This is a genomic window from Aeromonas sp. MR16 (assembly GCF_022549315.1).
Taxonomy (GTDB): Bacteria; Pseudomonadota; Gammaproteobacteria; order Enterobacterales; family Aeromonadaceae; genus Aeromonas; species Aeromonas aquatica.
Window position 1 is genome coordinate 38,128 of record NZ_JAKZFK010000009.1, and the last position, 15,834, is coordinate 53,961.

Here is a 15,834-nt window from a genome sequence, read left to right on the forward strand (position 1 = left end):
CCTGATGGCCGCGCGGATAAAATGAAAGAGGGTGGCCCTGGCCACCCTCTTTTTTGTCGGCAGACCGGCATCAGCCGATGCGTTCGATCCGCGCCATGTAGAAACCGTCGAAGCCGGTCTCGGCCGGGCTGACGGTATGGTCGTCACGCAGCCGGTAGTTGTCGTTGGCGGCCAGGAACTTGTCCACCTGCTGGCGGTTCTCCTGGGGCAGGATGGAGCAGGTTGCATAGACCAGCAGGCCACCGACCTTCACCATCTGGCTGTAGCGCTGCAGGATCTCCTCTTGCAGGGCGACCAGCACCGGCAGCCGCTCGGCGGTATCGCGCCACTTGGCATCCGGATTGCGCTTGAGCACGCCGAGGCCGGAGCAGGGCACGTCCAGCAGCACCCGATCGGCGGTGCCTTTCAGGCGCTTGACGGTCTTGCTGCTCTCGATGACGCGAGTCTCCACGTTGTGGGCACCGGCACGGCGCGCACGCTGCTTGAGGCTCTCCAGCTTCCACTCTTCTATGTCCATGGCCAGCAGGCGGCCCTTGCCGCTCATCAGGGCGGCGATGTGCAGGGTCTTGCCACCGGCACCGGCGCAGGCATCGATGACGCGCATGCCGGGGCTGACTTCCAACGCGGCGGCGACCAGCTGGGAGCCCGCATCCTGCTGCTCGAACCAGCCATCGGCAAAGGCCTTGGTGCGGAACAGGGCGGCATCGGAGGTGACCTGCAGGGCGGTGGCGACCCCCTCGACCGGAATGGTGGAGACATGCTCCTTGGCCAGCACGGCCTGCAGCTCTTCCCGGGTGCCCTTGAGGGTGTTGACCCTCAGGTAGCGCTTGGGCATCCAGGCCAGGGCGGCCCGCTCGGCAGGCCAGGCCTCGCCCAGCTGCTCGCTGCCCAGCTGCTCCAGCCAGCTCGGGCAACCATCCATCAGCACCGGGTTCTTCTTGGCCTCGGTGAGACGGCGGCGGAAGGCCTCTTCATTGAAGCGATCCAGGCTGGGGTGGTTAGACTGAGTTATCTTGTGGAAGGCGTGCCAGCTGTGCAGCAGCGGCCAGACGTTCTTGGCGGCCTGACGCACCTGAATGCCGGTGAGGAAGCAGTAGAGGCTGAGGCGGCGCAGCAGATCGCCGGTGACCAGGGCAATCCTTGCCTGTTCTTGCGGTTTGAGTTCGATGCCGGAGAAGTGACGGGCATAGGCTCTGTCCAGGGTGAGACCCTGAGCCAATACATCGTCAACGATGGCAACGACCAGATCCCCGGAACGGGGCAACAGTGGGGACTTGAGCATGAGATTAACCTTGGCCAAAAAAGGATGAACCGGCCCCGTTGCACAGGGGGTTCTGAAACGGACAAATCCGCGCAATGATAGGGGTTAGACCGCGTTGGCGCAACCGTCCCCATACGGGGAATGTACAGCGGATGGCGCTGGACTTATCGGCGCGGCGGGAAAATGATGCCGGGGCAGTTCGGGCGAACGCATTCAAAAAAGGAATTAAAAAAGATGCAGGTGATGAAATTTTCCCCGCTGGCCCTGATGGTGGCCGGCCTGATGGCCTCCAGCAGCCTTGCCGCCAAGGAGTGGAGCACGGTCGCGGCGCGTGCCACCGCCGCCGATGGCTACGAGGTGCGAGCCAGCCAATACAGAGTTGCCACCGTGCCTGCCGATTATTTCGCCGGCTTGTTGGCGGGGGAATCGCGGCTGACCCTGCCCTTGCCGGACGGCGATGAGGTGACTTTCAGCCTGCAACCCTATGATCTGTTGCCTGCGGATCTGGCCGCCAAGTACCCCGACATCCGGGCCTTCAAGGGGCATAATACGGCATCGCCGGTGGAGACGGGGCGTTTCGATCTGGGGCCGCAGGGCTTCCACGCCATGTTCAGCCATCAGGGCAAGATGGTGTTCGTCGATCCACTGCGCAATGGGGAAGGCTACGCCATCTATTACCAGCAGGACGCCCACAGCCGGCTGGAAGAGGAGGCGGACAGCGTCATAGGTAGCCAGGCCAGGACGCTGGCGCGGCAGGTGCTGGTGGATGGCAACGAGCGCAAGCGCTACGTCATCGCCATCTCGGCGGCAGGGGAGTACACCCAGTACCACGGCGGCACAGTGGTTGGGGGGCTGGGGGCCATCGCTACCCTGCTCAACCGGGTCAACGAGGTGTATCAGCGTGACGTCGCCGCCGAGTTCCAGCTCGCCAGCGGCAACGACACCATTATCTATACGGATACTGCTGCCGACCCCTTCCAGAACGATGACAACGACATCGATATCAACGTCCTCGTGCAGCAGCGGGCCCAGACCCAGGCCGGCCCCAAGCTCGGCCCCTTCGACATCGGCCACGTGGTCAACACCGGGGGCGGTGGCTTGGCACAGCTCGACTCGCTCTGCGGGGGCAGTGAGAAATCGGCCGGCATGACGGGCTCCCCCAACCCGGTGGGGGATGCCTTCTTCATCGACTATGTGGCCCACGAGATCGGTCACCAGTTTGGCGCCGAGCACACCTTCAACGGCACCACCGGCAGTTGTGGTGGCGGCAACCGTTCCCCCGGCCAGGCCTGGGAGCCGGGCAGCGGCAGCTCCATCATGGCTTATGCCGGGATCTGCGGGGCCGAGAACCTGCAGCCCAACAGCCTGCCCTATTTCCACAGCAAGTCCATTGAGCAGATGCGGGCCCGCATGGCGGCCGTGCCGAGCTGCGGCACCCGCCTGAGCCTGGTCAACAACGCCCCTCAGGCCGCCGCCGGCAGCGACTATGTGATCCCGGCCAATACCCCCTTCGTGCTCAAGGGCGCCGGGGCCGATCTGGACCAGGATCCCCTGAGTTACACCTGGGAGCAGATCGATCTGGGCACCGAGTCCTTCAGTCCGGCCAGCATGGTCGACGATGGCTTCCGCCCGCTGTTCCGTTTCGTGGCGCCGACGGCGGTGCCGGAACGTGTGCTGCCAAGCCTGCCCTCCCTGCTCTCCAATACTCTGGCGAAGGGGGAGGCCTGGCCCACCACCAACCGGGATCTCAACTTCCGTCTCACGGTGCGCGATGGCAAGGGCGGGGTTGTCAGCGATGACATGAAAATCCAGGTGATCGATACCGGCAAGGCGTTCGGCCTGACCAGCCCGCTCATCACGCCCCTGGCGGCGGGTCACAACCAGAGCATCGGCTGGGAAGTGGCGGGCACCAACGCGGATCCCATCAACTGCAGCAAGGTGGACTTGGCCATGACCCGGGACGAGGGGGTGAGCTGGATCCCGCTCGCCAGCGGCCAGCCCAATTCTGGCTCGGCCAGCGTCACCATTCCGGCCGGTAACGACGGCACCGCCAGATTGAGGGTCGCCTGCAGCGACAATATCTTCTTCGCCATCAGCCCGCTCAAGCTGTCGGTGACCCAGCGGGTGGAAGAGGGCGGTGGTGGTGGCGGTGGCTCCCTCGGGTTCGGGACCCTGGCATTGGCCCTGCTGGGCTGGGTGCGGAGGCGGGCATGAGGCTCGGCTACGCCCTGTCGCTGGTGCTGCTCGCGGGTTGTCAGGCCGATGCCGGCACCCTGGAGCAGGCGCTCGACGACAGCCTCGCCAGGCAGGATTACCGGCTGATCGTGCGGGCGGGGCGCGGGGAGGTGGCCCCCGGTATCCCGGCAGAGGCGCAGGCTGATGCCAAGGCTCGCTGCGGCGTGCGCTACCTCGATGGGCTGGGCGATGTCATCCGGCCCGAGCAGAAAGAGGAGCACGCCAAACTCAGCGCCTACGCCGCCGAGTACAACCAGCGGATGCTGGCGCACTGCCCCGGGGGGGCGCCGCTGGAGAAATAAGCCCGCCCTCGAGGTGACCACGATGAAGGGAGGCCAGAGCCTCCCTTCATTCATTTTCGGGTCCCCTGTTTTGCGGGCATTCGGGCTTGTACCCCCGGCGTGCTCGTCGCACAATGCCTGCATGCGTAGCCGCGCTGGCGGCAAAGAGAGAAGGAAAATCAAGATGATGGATGTAGCCGATCTGCGCCGTGAGTACACCAGGGGCGGATTGCACCGGGCCGATCTGCCGGCCCAACCCCTCGAGCTGTTCGAGAAATGGCTGGCCCAGGCCTGCGAGGCCAAGTTGACCGATCCCACCGCCATGGTGGTGGCGACCGTGGACGCCGATGGCCAGCCCTGGCAGCGCACCGTGTTGCTCAAGCACTACGACGCCCTGGGTATGGTGTTTTACACCAACATGGGCAGCCGCAAGGCGGGCCAGCTCGAGGGCAACCCCCGCATCAGCCTGCACTTCCCCTGGCACACCCTGGACCGGCAGGTGCATGTCACCGGTCGGGTGGAGAAGCTCGGCACCCTGGAGGTGATGAAGTACTTCCACAGCCGCCCCAAAGACAGCCAGATCGCGGCCTGGGTTTCCCAGCAGTCGTCCCGCATCTCGGCGCGCGGCGTGCTGGAGGCCAAGTTCCTCGAGCTCAAGCAGAAGTTTGCCAAGGGCGAGGTGCCGCTGCCGAGCTTCTGGGGCGGCTATCGCGTCGTCATCGACACCGTGGAGTTCTGGCAGGGGGGCGCGCATCGCCTGCACGATCGTTTCTATTACAGCCGGGAAGGGGAAGGCTGGCACATAGAGCGACTGGCGCCCTGATGAACATCGCCCGGCTCAAGAACTTCACCGAGATAGTGAAGAACAACTTCAATATCTCGGCGACGGCGGAGAAGCTCTACACCTCCCAGCCGACCCTCAGCAAGCAGATGAAGATGCTGGAAGACGAACTGGGGCTGGCGCTGTTCACCCGCAAGGGCAAGAACCTGGTGGGTCTGACCTCCATGGGGGTGCAGGTGATGGAGCTGGCCAAGGGGGTGGTAGCCCAGGTGGATCAGATAGGTCAGCTGTCGGTACGCGAGCAGCTTGCCACCAGTGGGGTGTTGCGCATCGCCACCACCCACACCATGGCGCGCTACAAGCTGCCGGCGGCGATCACCGCCTTCTCCCGCCGCTATCCCGAAGTCACCCTCCACCTGCATCAGGGAGCCCCAGCCCAGCTCGCGCAGATGGTGCAAAACGGGGACGTGGAGATGGCCATCGCTACCGAGTCCATGCACCTGTTCGACGAGCTGGCCGCCGTGCCTTGTTACCGCTGGGGGCGCAGCGTGGTGGTGCCCCACGGTCATCCGCTACTCGCGTGCCAGCCGCTCTCCATGGCGGATCTGGCCCGCTATCCCCTCATCACCTATGTGTTCGGCTTCACCGGCCGCTCCAAGATGGACAAGGCGTTCGGCCGCCATGGCCTCAGCCCTCGCATCGTGCTGACGGCGACCGACACCGACATCATCAAGCACTATGTGCGCCTCGGCATGGGGGTGGGGGTGATCGCTACCTCGGCCTTTGACGAGGGGGACAAGGGAAGCCTGGTCTGTCTCAACATCGACCACCTGATCGCCTCGAGCGTGGCCCATGTCTGCCTGCGCAGGCATGCCCATCTGCGGGACTACATGTATGATTTCATTCACCTCTTCGCCCCCCACGTGAGCCGGGAGACGGTACAGCTCTCCCTCCTCAACCAGCCGCAGGCGACCAATCCGGCGACCCTGCCCTGGCTGTGAGAGAGACGCTCATGCGGTGGATAAAACCACTGCCCAGAATAAAAAAATAGAGGCCATTGGCCTCTCTTTTCGTTAGGTGGCAGGGTTTTACTCTGCCTGGGTCGCCATATTGAAGACGATCCAGATACCGATCAGCGGGCGTCGTCATTCAGCTAGTCGAGGGCTTGGTGCGGATTGCGTCTAATCTCCCTGGCTTGGCCGACGTCTGCTGTCGAGGGCGGTATTTAATCCGCCAGGGTCGCCAGATTGACAAATATCTGGGCGCCGATGAGCAGGCAGTCGTCGTCCAGGTAGTAGGGGTTGGCGTGCAGGTAGTTGCAGATCCCCTTGGCCTGGCAGCCGCTGCCGAGGAAGAACATGGCGCCCTTGCGGTCCGGGGTGGCGTTGATCATGTAGCTGAAGTCCTCGCTGCCGGTCATGGGCTGGCCCTGAGCATTGATGCCCTCGGCGGGCAGCACGCTGGCAGCCGCCTGTTGCAGCCGAGCGCAGGCGGCGCCGTGGTTCTCCACCGCCGGGTAGCCGGCGTAGCTCATGCTGGTCTTGAAGCCGCGCAGCTCGCTCTGGGCGACCATGTCCTTGAAGCTGTTTTTCAGGATCTGATCGGTCTCGGCGTCCATGGCACGGATGGTGCCACGGGCCTGCACGTGATCGGCCACCGCATTGGGGATGGTGCCGCCGTTGATCATGCCGCAGCCAAACACCGCCGGGCTGAACGGACTGGTGCGCTTGGCGACGATGTAGTCCATGTCCTCTATGATGCGCACCGCCTCGCGGATGGCGTCCAGCCCCTTGTGGGGGGTCGAGCCGTGGGCGGAGATGCCGTGCACCTCCAGGGTCCAGGCTGAGCCCCAGGAGGACATGACGCCGCGGTTGAACTTGATGGTCCCCGTCTCCATGGCGCCGTCGTTGTGCAGGGCGTAGACCTCGTCCACCCCCTCCATGCAGCCGAGCTCCACCAGCTTGCCGGCGCCCGGTACCCGCATGTCCTCCTCGGCCATCTGGAAGATGATGCGCACATTGTATTGCAGCCGCTCCCTGTGCTGGGCCAGGAACCGGGCTGTGGTGAGGGCGATCGCCATGTGGGAGTCGTGGCCGCAGTTGTGGGCCATCCCCTCGTGGGTGGACTTGAACGCCACCTCGCTCATGTCGTGCATCTCCAGGCCGTCCATGTCGGCCCGAAAGGCGATGGTGGGCAGGCTGGGGTCGACGTTCAGGTCGCCATGAAAACCGGTGAAGCCGGGGTAGTCGGTGATCTTGTAGCCGAACTCTTCCATCAGGGCGCGGCAGTAGGCCGAGGTCTTGAACTCGGCCCCCGAGTATTCCGGGATGCGGTGCAGGTGGTGGCGCACCTCCCGGCTGAAGTCACGCAGGGCGAGCAGATCCGGTTCGATGTGGTAGTGGTGCATCAGATGATCCCTTGAATGGAGAAGCCGAGTTGGGCAACCAGCGAGGCGCCGAAGAAGCAACAGGTGGAGACGATCATGAAGATGAGGATCACCTTCCAGGACATCTTCTTGAGCTCCTCGAGCTGACCGCCCACGGAGAGGCCGGCGAAGGCCAGCAGCGGCACGCAGCAGGAGAGGAAGGAGATCTTCGCCACCGCGTCGATGAAGAGGCCGCGCACCGGGGTCTGTGGCAGGCAGATAAGGATGCCGATGATGGTGGCATAGGCAAAGGCCGGCAGGGAGGAGGGCAGGTAGCGCTTGGCCACCAGGGAGGCGAACACCACCAGGGACATGGCGATGAAGCTGTCACCCATCAGCCAGAGCGGGGTGCCGGTGGTCAGGGTCTGGGTAAACATGGCCAGCAGGATCGCCAGAAAGACGAACCGCATATCCATCACGATGCTTTTCATGCTTTCTCTCCTTTGTCAGTCAGGGCATAGATCTTTTCGGCGAGGGGCAGCCCCAGGTAGGTGAGGGAGAGGGCACCCAGCGCCGACGAGAGCAGATTCGAGGCGGCGGCGATACTCAGCACCTGCTGGGCCATCGCCTCGTCGAGGCCGTTGATGAGGGCGCCGGAGGCGGCACTCAGCATGGAGCCGGAGCCGACGCCAGAGCCGGCGGCCAGGGCCAGCGGATGCAGCCCGGTGAGCGGCGCTATGCTGCCGAGCACGCTGAACCAGAGAGTGCCGATGACGGAGCCGCACAGGTAGATGGCGAGCACGCCTATGTACTCCTGGGAGCCGGTGCCGAATTTGCCCTGGATCACCGCGACCGATGGCTCACGGCTGATGGAGGAGCAGGCCCCGATGGCGCGGCGACCGAAGCCGAACTTCACCGCCAGCGGGATGGCGATGAGGATGGGCAGCAGGTTGCCTATCTCCTGCAGGAACAGCGGCACCCCGACGCTCAGGATCATTTTCAGGTTGGGAATGATCATGCCGGCGTACTGGGTACCCAGGATCAGCAGGCTGAAGCCCACCATCTTGCCGCAGAAGCCCTCTTCCTTGTCGCTGAAGAGGCGCTTCCAGCCCGGGATACGATCCTTGACGGGCTTGGCGGAGACGATCATGCCGATGATGACGGCGAACAGCATGGGCAATATGGGGATGATGGCGATGCCTATCCTGATCTCCTGTTTCCCGATCAGGTATTGGGCCACGAAGATCAGCAGGGCGGTCGCCAGGGTACTGACTAACACCGTTTTGAAGGGGTTGGATTGCTGCATAGTGTGTTCTCTTGTTATGCGTTGTCATTCATGACCGGCGCTGGCCGGTGCACGATGGGGGCATGATAGGAAGGGCGGGACCCCATTAATGTGACGTTCATCAAGCCTGGCATATGGCATTTTTTCATGGGGTATGCCGTTTAACCGTGTTAAACATGGGGGTTAACAGTGAATTATCAGCAGCTTGTGCTGCCTGTTTGAAAGGATGTCCCGACGGTGGAGGATGGCGCGCCGCCTGGGACCAGGATCTGGTTCGCGTGACGGCAGGTCATCGCCGGTGCGCGGCTCACAGGGGGAGTGATGGAGTTGTTGATCGAGGGGGGGCTCTGGCAACCCCACTGGCAGGGCGCGCTGCAGGCGTGGCGAGGGCAGGGGCACCGCTGGCAACTGCTGCAGAGCAAGCGGGCCGCGCACTATCCCGAGGGGGAGGCGGCCCCCTGGGCCGCTTGCCCACCCGACGGAACCCTCTCGGCCAGCGCCTTGCTCGCCGCCTGGCTGGACGGGGACGAGGCGCCCTGCATGGGGGCGGATCCAAGCCAGCGGATCCTCATCAGCGCCTCATCCGCCCTGCTGATCCTGGCCAAGGAGAGCGGTCTGCTCACCCTGGGCCCCGTGGGGGCGGATCTCGCGCTCAATGCCGGCGACGATCTGGCCGCTGTGCTGAGGCAGCTACTCGCCCGGCGGCTGGTCATCCCCGAGCTGCGTGAGCCTGAAGGCCCCGGTGCCCTGGTGCTGCGGCCATTGCGGCCGGAAGATGAGGCCGACATAGCCCGTTACTGCTCTGACGAGGCGCTGGCCCGCTACACCCTCAATATGCCTCACCCCTATCCACCCGAGGCGGCCCGTGACTGGCTCGCCCTGAGTGGGCGAAAAGCAGCGCTGGGCTTGGGCTGGACCTGGGCCCTGACGCTGGATCCAGCGGATGAGCCGGCCCCCCTGATCGGGGTCATCTCCCTGCACTGGAACGGCGAGCTCGCCTGGTGGGTGGGGCTGCCCTGGCAGAACCGGGGGCTCGCCACCCGGGCGGCGGCCCTGGTCAGGTCATTCGCGTTCGAGGCGGCGAAGTTGCCTGCGCTGACGGCCCGCCATATGCCGGACAACCTCGCCTCAGGCCGGGTGATGGCCAAGCTTGGCATGCACTATGGCGGCCGCAGCACGGGGACGGATCGCTATCCCGGTGAGTTGAGCCACTGGCGGCTGGACCGCAGCCTGGCGCTGCCCGAGCAGGTTCTGGCGAGGTTGGCGCCGCTGCTCGCGGACCCGCAGGTGGCGGTGGTCATACTGCACAGTGCCTGGGCCCGGGGAGAAGACGGCGGCGCGCTGGAGCTGGCCCTGTTTATGGACAATGCCGACCTGGGGAGCGAGCGGGCCAGGATAGCGGGGGTCGAGCTGGTGATCCGGCGTCATCCCTTTGCCTGGCTGGCGCGCCGGGATCCCTGGCAAGAGTCCCACTGTGGCGGCGCCTTGCTCAAGGATCGGGGGGAATCGGGGCTCGATTACCTGCGGCGGCGGCTCGGTGAGCGGCAATAGCGGCCTGTTTTGATTGGATCTGTCGTCCATGCCATTCGTTTTCCTGAGTCCGCCCTCCCATTTTCGAATAAAGGAATTCAAGTCGGGCCCAACTTCTGTGAAATAATGGTCGCCCTGCTGTACGAGGAGTAATGCCCTATGTTGAGAACCGAGCGCCCCGGCGACATGCTGCCAGTCTATGAGCTGGTGAGTGCCGCCTTTGGCCGTAGCGACGAGGCCGAGCTGGTCAATCGCCTGCGCGAGTGCGGCGCCGCCGTGGTCACCATGGTCGAAGAGGAAGAGTACGAGTTCATGGGGCACCTGATGCTGAGCCCGATCACCATTAACGGGCAGGACGGTCCCTGGCTCGGGCTGGCGCCGGTGGCCGTGCATCCCGACTGGCAGGGGCAGGGCATCGGCTCTGATCTGGTGCGAGAGGGGCTCGATACGGCGCTGGAGATGGATTGGAAGGCGGTGGTGGTGCTCGGCGATCCGGCCTACTACGCCCGGTTCGGCTTCCGCCCGGCCAGCGACTTTGGCCTGCACTGCATCTACGAGGTGCCCGCCGACTGCTTCATGGCGATGGAGCTGCAACAGGGTGGCCTCAGCGGCATGCAGGGTGAGGTGCTCTATCACCCCCTGTTTGACGAGATGGAAGAAGAGTAGGGCCAGGGCAATCCGTCCCAACATGCTGATGAGACAATGCCGTTCACTTTCGGGTGAACGGCATTGTCCTGTATGGCGGCCCGATATCGGCACGGCGCCGTTTCAGGCGCCCGGGCTGGTACATCACGGGTGCGGCCGTTGCTCCTGATGGCCACCCTGCATGTGGGTAGCCGACGAGCTCGGTTATTGAGCCAGGGATTTCAGTTGCAGCTTGTCCGGCGGATTGTTCCAGTCGATGGGGCCGTGGGTGAAACGGTATTGCAGCCTGGGCAGGCTCAGCTCCAGCCACTCTTCCCGGAAGTAGGCATAGCCCTGATCCCAGTCCGGATCCTTGGCCCAGCCGGTCTGCAAGAAATAGAGCCGGGTACCCTGACCCTCCGGCACGAAGCGCAGGCTGACCTGGGTCTTTTGCTGGCGGATATGGTGGAACTGGGGAGGGAAATTCCAGCTGAAGCTGAACAAGTCATGGGGCATGACCGCCATCACCCGACAGCCTTCACTGCCACGCTCTCCCAGCGGGGCATCGGGCCTGAAATAGATTTCGAAAGGGCCGTTGGGCTCTGGCACCATCAGGCACTCCGGTGCCAGGAAACTGCACAACCCGCTCTCGGTGGTCCAGGCCCGCCAGACATCATCGATGTGGGCCGGAACCAGAATGCTGCCTTCTATCTGTTTGTTATCCATAAATCAGTGAACCTCAAACCAGTCATGGACGGGGCTCAGGCAGTATAGCCCCTGAGGCGATTAAATTGGCAGTCATCTGTCACAGCATTAGGTATTCAGGAGGGTCTACTTTGCCCATTTGACATGGTGACAGGATCCATCGAAAGTGGGAGTTCATGGTCACGTGAATCAAGGATGCAGGCATGATTAGAAGGATGCGAGAGGCGGATGCACCCGTGCTGGCACAGCTGTTTCTCAAAGGGCGGCGACAGGCTTTTCATTGGGTCGAGCCCTCCCTGTTCTTGTTGAGTGATTTTGCCGAACAGACCCGGGGCGAGCAGATCTGGGTGGCCGAGCAGGGTGGCACCCCCTGTGGTTTCGTCTCAATCTGGGGCGAGGACAGCTTCGTGCACCATCTGTACGTGTCGGCAGACTGGCACGGGCAGGGGGTGGGGCGGGCCTTGCTGGCCGAGGGAACGGCAGGCTTTGCAAAACCGGCATCCCTCAAGGTGGCCACCCGCAACACCACGGCGCTGGCGTTTTATCATCGACTGGGCTGGCAGAATACGGACGAGACGGGCCACTGCGATATCACCGGCCCCTGGCGGACATTGATGCTGGTGGCTGGCGACTAGCCTCCCGGTGCCCTGCAGGGCACGAACACCAACCTTGGTGCCCTGACGGCAGGTTCTGCTGCGGAGACCGTGATAAAAAAAGCCACTTCTTGCGAAGTGGCCTTTCCAAACGTGTTGGGGGAGGCTGAATTAAGCTGGTAAATAATTGATATGATGTGTTTTTATTGATGATTGAAATCGTTTGATGTTACTGCTGGTGCTACCGTTATCAAGGCCGCTTCCTTGAATAGCCATCCCTAATCTAGGCACTTCCCGCTCGCGCCGTGCTTCCCTCCTGACCAAGGCATGTTCAAGAATGCCTGTCAGTCATAGCAGCATTGGCTATCCAGTCCAGAATACCATCCGTACTTGCACACCCAGCTTACGTAGCCAATTAGGTTAAAGTACCCTGCGGGATGACCCCCTGGGGGATAATGGCAGGGAAAAAGCGCATCCCGAGGTGAGCTTAGAATGCGCTGCAATGGACCTCAGTGTCAGGCAGTGCTTTGCCAAGACTCGCCCAACAACAATGCCAGCTCCAAAGAGTGCGCGCTGCTTGCGGTGCTTGGCCAAGATTTGCCTAACAGGTATGCCAGAGCCAAAGACTGTGTGCGATTGAGGCGTGGATCTGAATCGCCCCGGGTTATGTACGATGTCGAACAGAACTTCCCGCAACCCCGTGTTAAACCTTCGTCACCGCGAGCGGATTGCATTGATGCTGCCGGGCGCGCGCTTTTTTCACCCTCAGGGAAGGACCCATCATGAACCACACACTCAGAACCCCTTTGCTCGTAGCCGGTCTGTTGCTGCTGCCGGTAGCTGGCCAAGCTGCCGAGACTTCCTACGGTGCCGATGCCACGACATCGACGACAATGGAATATGTCGAGGATTCGATGATCACCACCCAGATCAAGGCTGAACTGGCCGCCGAGCAGATCTCCAGCCTGGTCAATATCCATGTCGATACCGACCAGGCCGGGGCGGTTGTCCTGAGCGGTGGCGCGGCGGATCAGGCGGCGGTGGACAAGGCCGTCTCGATTGCCGAGGCCGTCGAGGGGGTGACCTCTGTCAAACATGATATCAGGGTCGAGGTCGACCAATAGGCAAGCGCTGCTACCCACAGCTATCTCGTGCAGTAGGCCCGCTGACCGTGGCGCGTCGGCGGGTCCTTTGCTCAGGCGAGTCACTCCATCGATGGTGGCGCGTTGGCGCGTCGCCTGTTCGGGTCACTCAAGCTATCAACAGGCGGGCGGGCCATGATCCTGACTGTGGTAACGCCGGCTGCCATCACCCTGACGACACCGCAGGCGTTGGCGTTATCGGGTGCGTGGACGGCGCGCGGCATTGGCCGGCTCACCGGCGAGCTCGATGCGCTGTCGGCTCCGGCGGGTTCGGCCTGGATCATCGACGCTTCGGGCATCGAGTCCTTCGACATGGTCGGTGCCTGGGTCGTGCAAAAACTGCTGCACCGGCTGCGTGGCGACTCGGCCGGTGTCGAGCTGCGCCAGTTGCGCCCCGAGTTCGCCAGACTGCTCGATGTCCTCGACCAGGATCTGGAAGCCGGCCAACCGCCCACCCCGGCTCCCGCCCCTGTTCTTTCCCATCTCGACAGCCTCGGCCGCGGCACGGCCAGCGCCCTGGCACAAGGCTGCGCCCTGCTCGCCTTCATCGGCGAATGCACGCTTGCCCTGGGCGGCTGGCTGGCTCACCCGACGCGCATTCGCTGGCGTCCCATCCTCTACAACATTCGTAGCGCCGGCTTCGATGCGCTGCCCATAGTCGGCCTGCTCTCCTTCCTGCTCGGCATCGTCGTCGCCTATCAGGGGGCCAATCAGCTGCGCCAATACGGCGCCAACATCTTCGTCGCCGATCTGATCGGCCTCTCGATGCTGCGAGAGTTCGCGCCGCTGATCACCGCCATCATAGTCGCCGGCCGCTCGGGCTCGGCCTACGCGGCGCAGATCGGGACCATGGCGGTGACCGAGGAGATCGATGCCATGCGCACCATCGGCATCCCGCCGCTCGACATGCTGGTCCTGCCCAAGGTGCTTGCCCTGCTGGTCGCGCTCCCGCTGCTCACTATCTTCGCCGACCTGCTCGGCGTCCTGGGTGGCATGCTGATGGCGCGCGTCCAGTTGGCCGTCGGCGCCGCCGAATTCCTCGATCGCTTCGTCAAGACGGTCAGCGTCACTGACCTGATGCTCGGCATCGGCAAGGCGCCGGTCTTTGCCGCCATCATAGTGACCATCGGCTGTTTTCAGGGATTTCGCACCCGGGGCGGGGCAGACAGCGTCGGGCGGCAGACGACGCGCAGCGTCGTCCACGCCATCTTTCTGGTGATCGTGGCCGACGCCCTGTTCTCGGTCGCCTTCAGTGCCCTGGATCTCTGAGATGAACGACCAGACCGGCAGCCTCATCCCGGCCATCGCCATCAGCCAGCTGACGACTCGCTTCGGCGAGCATGTCGTGCATGCCGGGATCGATCTGGTCGTCGGCCGCGGCGAGATCTTCGCACTGATCGGCGGTTCGGGCTCGGGCAAATCGACCCTGCTGCGGGAGATCATCCTGCTCCAGCAACCCGAATCGGGCTCGATCCAGGTGCTCGGTGTCGATCTGGCCAACATCGACGACACCGCAGCGCTCGCCCTGCGCCAGCGCTGGGGCGTCATGTTCCAGAGCGGCGGCCTGTTCGGCTCGCTGACCGCCAGGGAAAACGTTGGCCTGCCGCTGCGCGAGCACACCGCGCTGGTCGACGGGTTGATCGACGAGATCGCCGACTGGAAACTGGCGCTGAGCGGCCTGGAGCCCGCCGCCGGCGCTCAGTATCCGGCCGAGCTGAGCGGCGGCATGATGAAACGCGTCGCACTCGCTCGCGCCCTGGCCCTCGATCCTGAGCTGCTCTTTCTCGACGAGCCGACCGCCGGCCTCGATCCCGAAAGCGCCGGCGAGATCGATCAGCTGATCCGCAAACTGCGCGACCTGTTCGGCCTGACCATAGTCCTCATCACCCACGATCTCGATCTGCTGTGGCAGGTGGCCGACCGTGTCGCCGTGCTCGGCGACGGCAAGGTGCTGGGGGTCGGCTCCATGGCCGAGCTGGCGGAGATAGATCTGCCAGCAATCCGGACATTCTTCGACGGTCCTCGCGGGCGGGCCGCCCAGCAACAGAGCGGGGCCATATGATGGAAACGAAAGTCAATTACACCCTGGTCGGCAGCTTCGTCGTCATCCTCGGCGCCATGCTGATCGCCGTCATACTCTGGCTTGCCTCGGGCGGCGCCTTCCAGAAGACATACGATCTCTATCTCGCGATCTCGGAGGAGTCGGTCGCCGGCCTCAACCTCGATGCGCCGGTCAAATACAATGGCGTCGATGTCGGCAAGGTGCGGCAGATCCAGCTCGACCCGACCAATCCCGAGTGGGTCAATCTGCTCTTCGCCCTCGATCACGGCACGCCGATCAAGCAGGACACAGTGGCCGTCCTCAAGACGCAGGGGCTGACCGGCATCGCCTACGTCGAATTGAGCGGCGGCGCCGACGATCAGCCCCTGTTGCAGGCTACCGCCGGTTACGCCTATCCGGTGATCCGCACCAAGCCCTCGCTCGCCGCGCGCCTCGAGAACGTCCTGACCAACGTGCTGGCCAAACTGGACAGCACCTCGAACAACCTCAATACCTTACTCGGTCCGGAAAACCAGGCGGCCTTCAAGAGCACCCTGGCCGACCTCGCCCAGGTGGCGCACACCCTGGCCGCCCGCACCGAGAGCATCGATGCCGGCCTCATCGATGCCGCCCAGACGATGAAAAATAGCGCGCGCGCGAGCTCCGAACTCGAGCCGCTGATCGCGCGTATCGGCCGAGCGGCCGACGCCGTCGATAAAATGGGCACTGAACTCGCCGGCACCAGCGCCAGCGCTGGCAAGACCATCAACGCGGTCGGTAGCGACATCAACCGCTTCACGGCGGAAAGCCTGCCCCAGCTGGAACGCCTGCTCGGCGAACTCAGCGTGCTGAGCAGCTCGCTGCGTCGTCTTAGCGAACAGACCGAGCGCAATCCCTCGGGGCTGCTGTTTGGCCGCACACCTGTGCCGGATGGCCCTGGAGAATCATCCGAAAGGAGCCCAAAGCCATGATCCGCCAAGTGCAATTCCCC

Annotated in this window: 16 protein-coding genes; 11 read left to right on the forward strand and 5 right to left on the reverse strand. The window is 63.7% G+C overall.

The window, feature by feature from the left end; translation table 11 throughout:
• Positions 1-70 precede the first annotated feature (70 nt).
• Positions 71-1,282 carry a methyltransferase domain-containing protein gene (locus MM194_RS08925; protein ID WP_033130424.1) on the reverse strand — a complete coding sequence of 404 codons (1,212 nt, stop codon included), beginning with the start codon at positions 1,280-1,282 and terminating at the stop codon, positions 71-73.
• Between the two features lie 213 nt (positions 1,283-1,495).
• On the opposite strand from MM194_RS08925, the gene MM194_RS08930 reads away from it, so the two are divergent.
• The 4 genes from MM194_RS08930 (at position 1,496) to MM194_RS08945 (ending at position 5,559) form a co-directional block, all read left to right on the forward strand.
• Positions 1,496-3,475: a reprolysin-like metallopeptidase gene (locus tag MM194_RS08930; protein ID WP_241343367.1), complete on the forward strand. Its 1,980-nt coding sequence runs from the start codon at positions 1,496-1,498 to the stop codon at positions 3,473-3,475.
• Positions 3,472-3,798 carry a hypothetical protein gene (locus MM194_RS08935; protein ID WP_241343368.1) on the forward strand — a complete coding sequence of 109 codons (327 nt, stop codon included), beginning with the start codon at positions 3,472-3,474 and terminating at the stop codon, positions 3,796-3,798. Before MM194_RS08930 ends, MM194_RS08935 begins: the two co-directional genes overlap by 4 nt.
• A 163-nt stretch (positions 3,799-3,961) precedes the next feature.
• Complete coding sequence (gene pdxH, locus MM194_RS08940) at positions 3,962-4,600, forward strand: pyridoxamine 5'-phosphate oxidase (RefSeq protein WP_033130421.1); 639 nt, start codon at positions 3,962-3,964, stop codon at positions 4,598-4,600.
• Positions 4,600-5,559 (forward strand): LysR substrate-binding domain-containing protein, encoded by a 960-nt coding sequence (locus tag MM194_RS08945; RefSeq protein ID WP_033130420.1) that lies wholly within the window; start codon positions 4,600-4,602, stop codon positions 5,557-5,559. Before pdxH ends, MM194_RS08945 begins: the two co-directional genes overlap by 1 nt.
• A 224-nt stretch (positions 5,560-5,783) precedes the next feature.
• Here MM194_RS08945 and MM194_RS08950 read toward each other — a convergent pair whose 3' ends face one another.
• From MM194_RS08950 to MM194_RS08960, 3 genes are read right to left on the reverse strand one after another with little or no spacing between them, the layout of a single operon-like run.
• Entirely contained in the window at positions 5,784-6,965 is a 1,182-nt protein-coding gene (locus MM194_RS08950; protein ID WP_241343369.1) for a M20 family metallopeptidase, read from the reverse strand.
• Positions 6,965-7,414, reverse strand: a complete 450-nt coding sequence (locus tag MM194_RS08955; RefSeq protein WP_241343370.1) for a hypothetical protein — start codon at positions 7,412-7,414, stop codon at positions 6,965-6,967. Before MM194_RS08955 ends, MM194_RS08950 begins: the two co-directional genes overlap by 1 nt.
• The gene (locus MM194_RS08960) at positions 7,411-8,229 is read right to left on the reverse strand and encodes a DUF3100 domain-containing protein (protein ID WP_241343371.1); all 819 of its coding nucleotides are present in this window, start codon (positions 8,227-8,229) and stop codon (positions 7,411-7,413) included. The genes MM194_RS08955 and MM194_RS08960 overlap by 4 nt, the downstream gene beginning before the upstream one ends.
• A 300-nt stretch (positions 8,230-8,529) precedes the next feature.
• Here MM194_RS08960 and MM194_RS08965 point away from each other — a divergent pair, with 300 nt between their 5' ends.
• Both MM194_RS08965 and MM194_RS08970 read left to right on the forward strand, forming a co-directional pair.
• Positions 8,530-9,759: a GNAT family N-acetyltransferase gene (locus MM194_RS08965; protein ID WP_241343372.1), complete on the forward strand. Its 1,230-nt coding sequence runs from the start codon at positions 8,530-8,532 to the stop codon at positions 9,757-9,759.
• A gap of 138 nt (positions 9,760-9,897) precedes the next feature.
• A complete protein-coding gene (locus MM194_RS08970) occupies positions 9,898-10,404 on the forward strand; it encodes an N-acetyltransferase (protein ID WP_241343373.1) in 507 nt (168 codons plus the stop codon).
• A gap of 183 nt (positions 10,405-10,587) precedes the next feature.
• On the opposite strand, the gene MM194_RS08975 is transcribed toward MM194_RS08970, so the two are convergent.
• Positions 10,588-11,088, reverse strand: coding sequence for an SRPBCC domain-containing protein (locus MM194_RS08975; protein ID WP_033130415.1), 501 nt, complete (start codon positions 11,086-11,088; stop codon positions 10,588-10,590).
• A gap of 182 nt (positions 11,089-11,270) precedes the next feature.
• Here MM194_RS08975 and MM194_RS08980 point away from each other — a divergent pair, with 182 nt between their 5' ends.
• The 5 genes from MM194_RS08980 (at position 11,271) to MM194_RS09000 (ending at position 15,814) form a co-directional block, all read left to right on the forward strand.
• On the forward strand, positions 11,271-11,702 hold the full coding sequence (locus MM194_RS08980) for a GNAT family N-acetyltransferase (protein WP_241343374.1): 432 nt from the start codon (positions 11,271-11,273) through the stop codon (positions 11,700-11,702).
• 740 nt (positions 11,703-12,442) lie between these two features.
• The gene (locus MM194_RS08985) at positions 12,443-12,784 is read left to right on the forward strand and encodes a BON domain-containing protein (RefSeq protein WP_241343375.1); all 342 of its coding nucleotides are present in this window, start codon (positions 12,443-12,445) and stop codon (positions 12,782-12,784) included.
• Positions 12,785-12,937: 153 nt separating this feature from the next.
• Positions 12,938-14,071, forward strand: coding sequence for an MlaE family lipid ABC transporter permease subunit (locus MM194_RS08990; RefSeq protein ID WP_241343376.1), 1,134 nt, complete (start codon positions 12,938-12,940; stop codon positions 14,069-14,071).
• A gap of 1 nt (position 14,072) precedes the next feature.
• Positions 14,073-14,864 (forward strand): ATP-binding cassette domain-containing protein, encoded by a 792-nt coding sequence (locus MM194_RS08995; RefSeq protein ID WP_218290791.1) that lies wholly within the window; start codon positions 14,073-14,075, stop codon positions 14,862-14,864.
• The gene (locus MM194_RS09000; RefSeq protein ID WP_241343377.1) at positions 14,861-15,814 is read left to right on the forward strand and encodes an MlaD family protein; all 954 of its coding nucleotides are present in this window, start codon (positions 14,861-14,863) and stop codon (positions 15,812-15,814) included. Before MM194_RS08995 ends, MM194_RS09000 begins: the two co-directional genes overlap by 4 nt.
• Positions 15,815-15,834 lie beyond the last annotated feature (20 nt).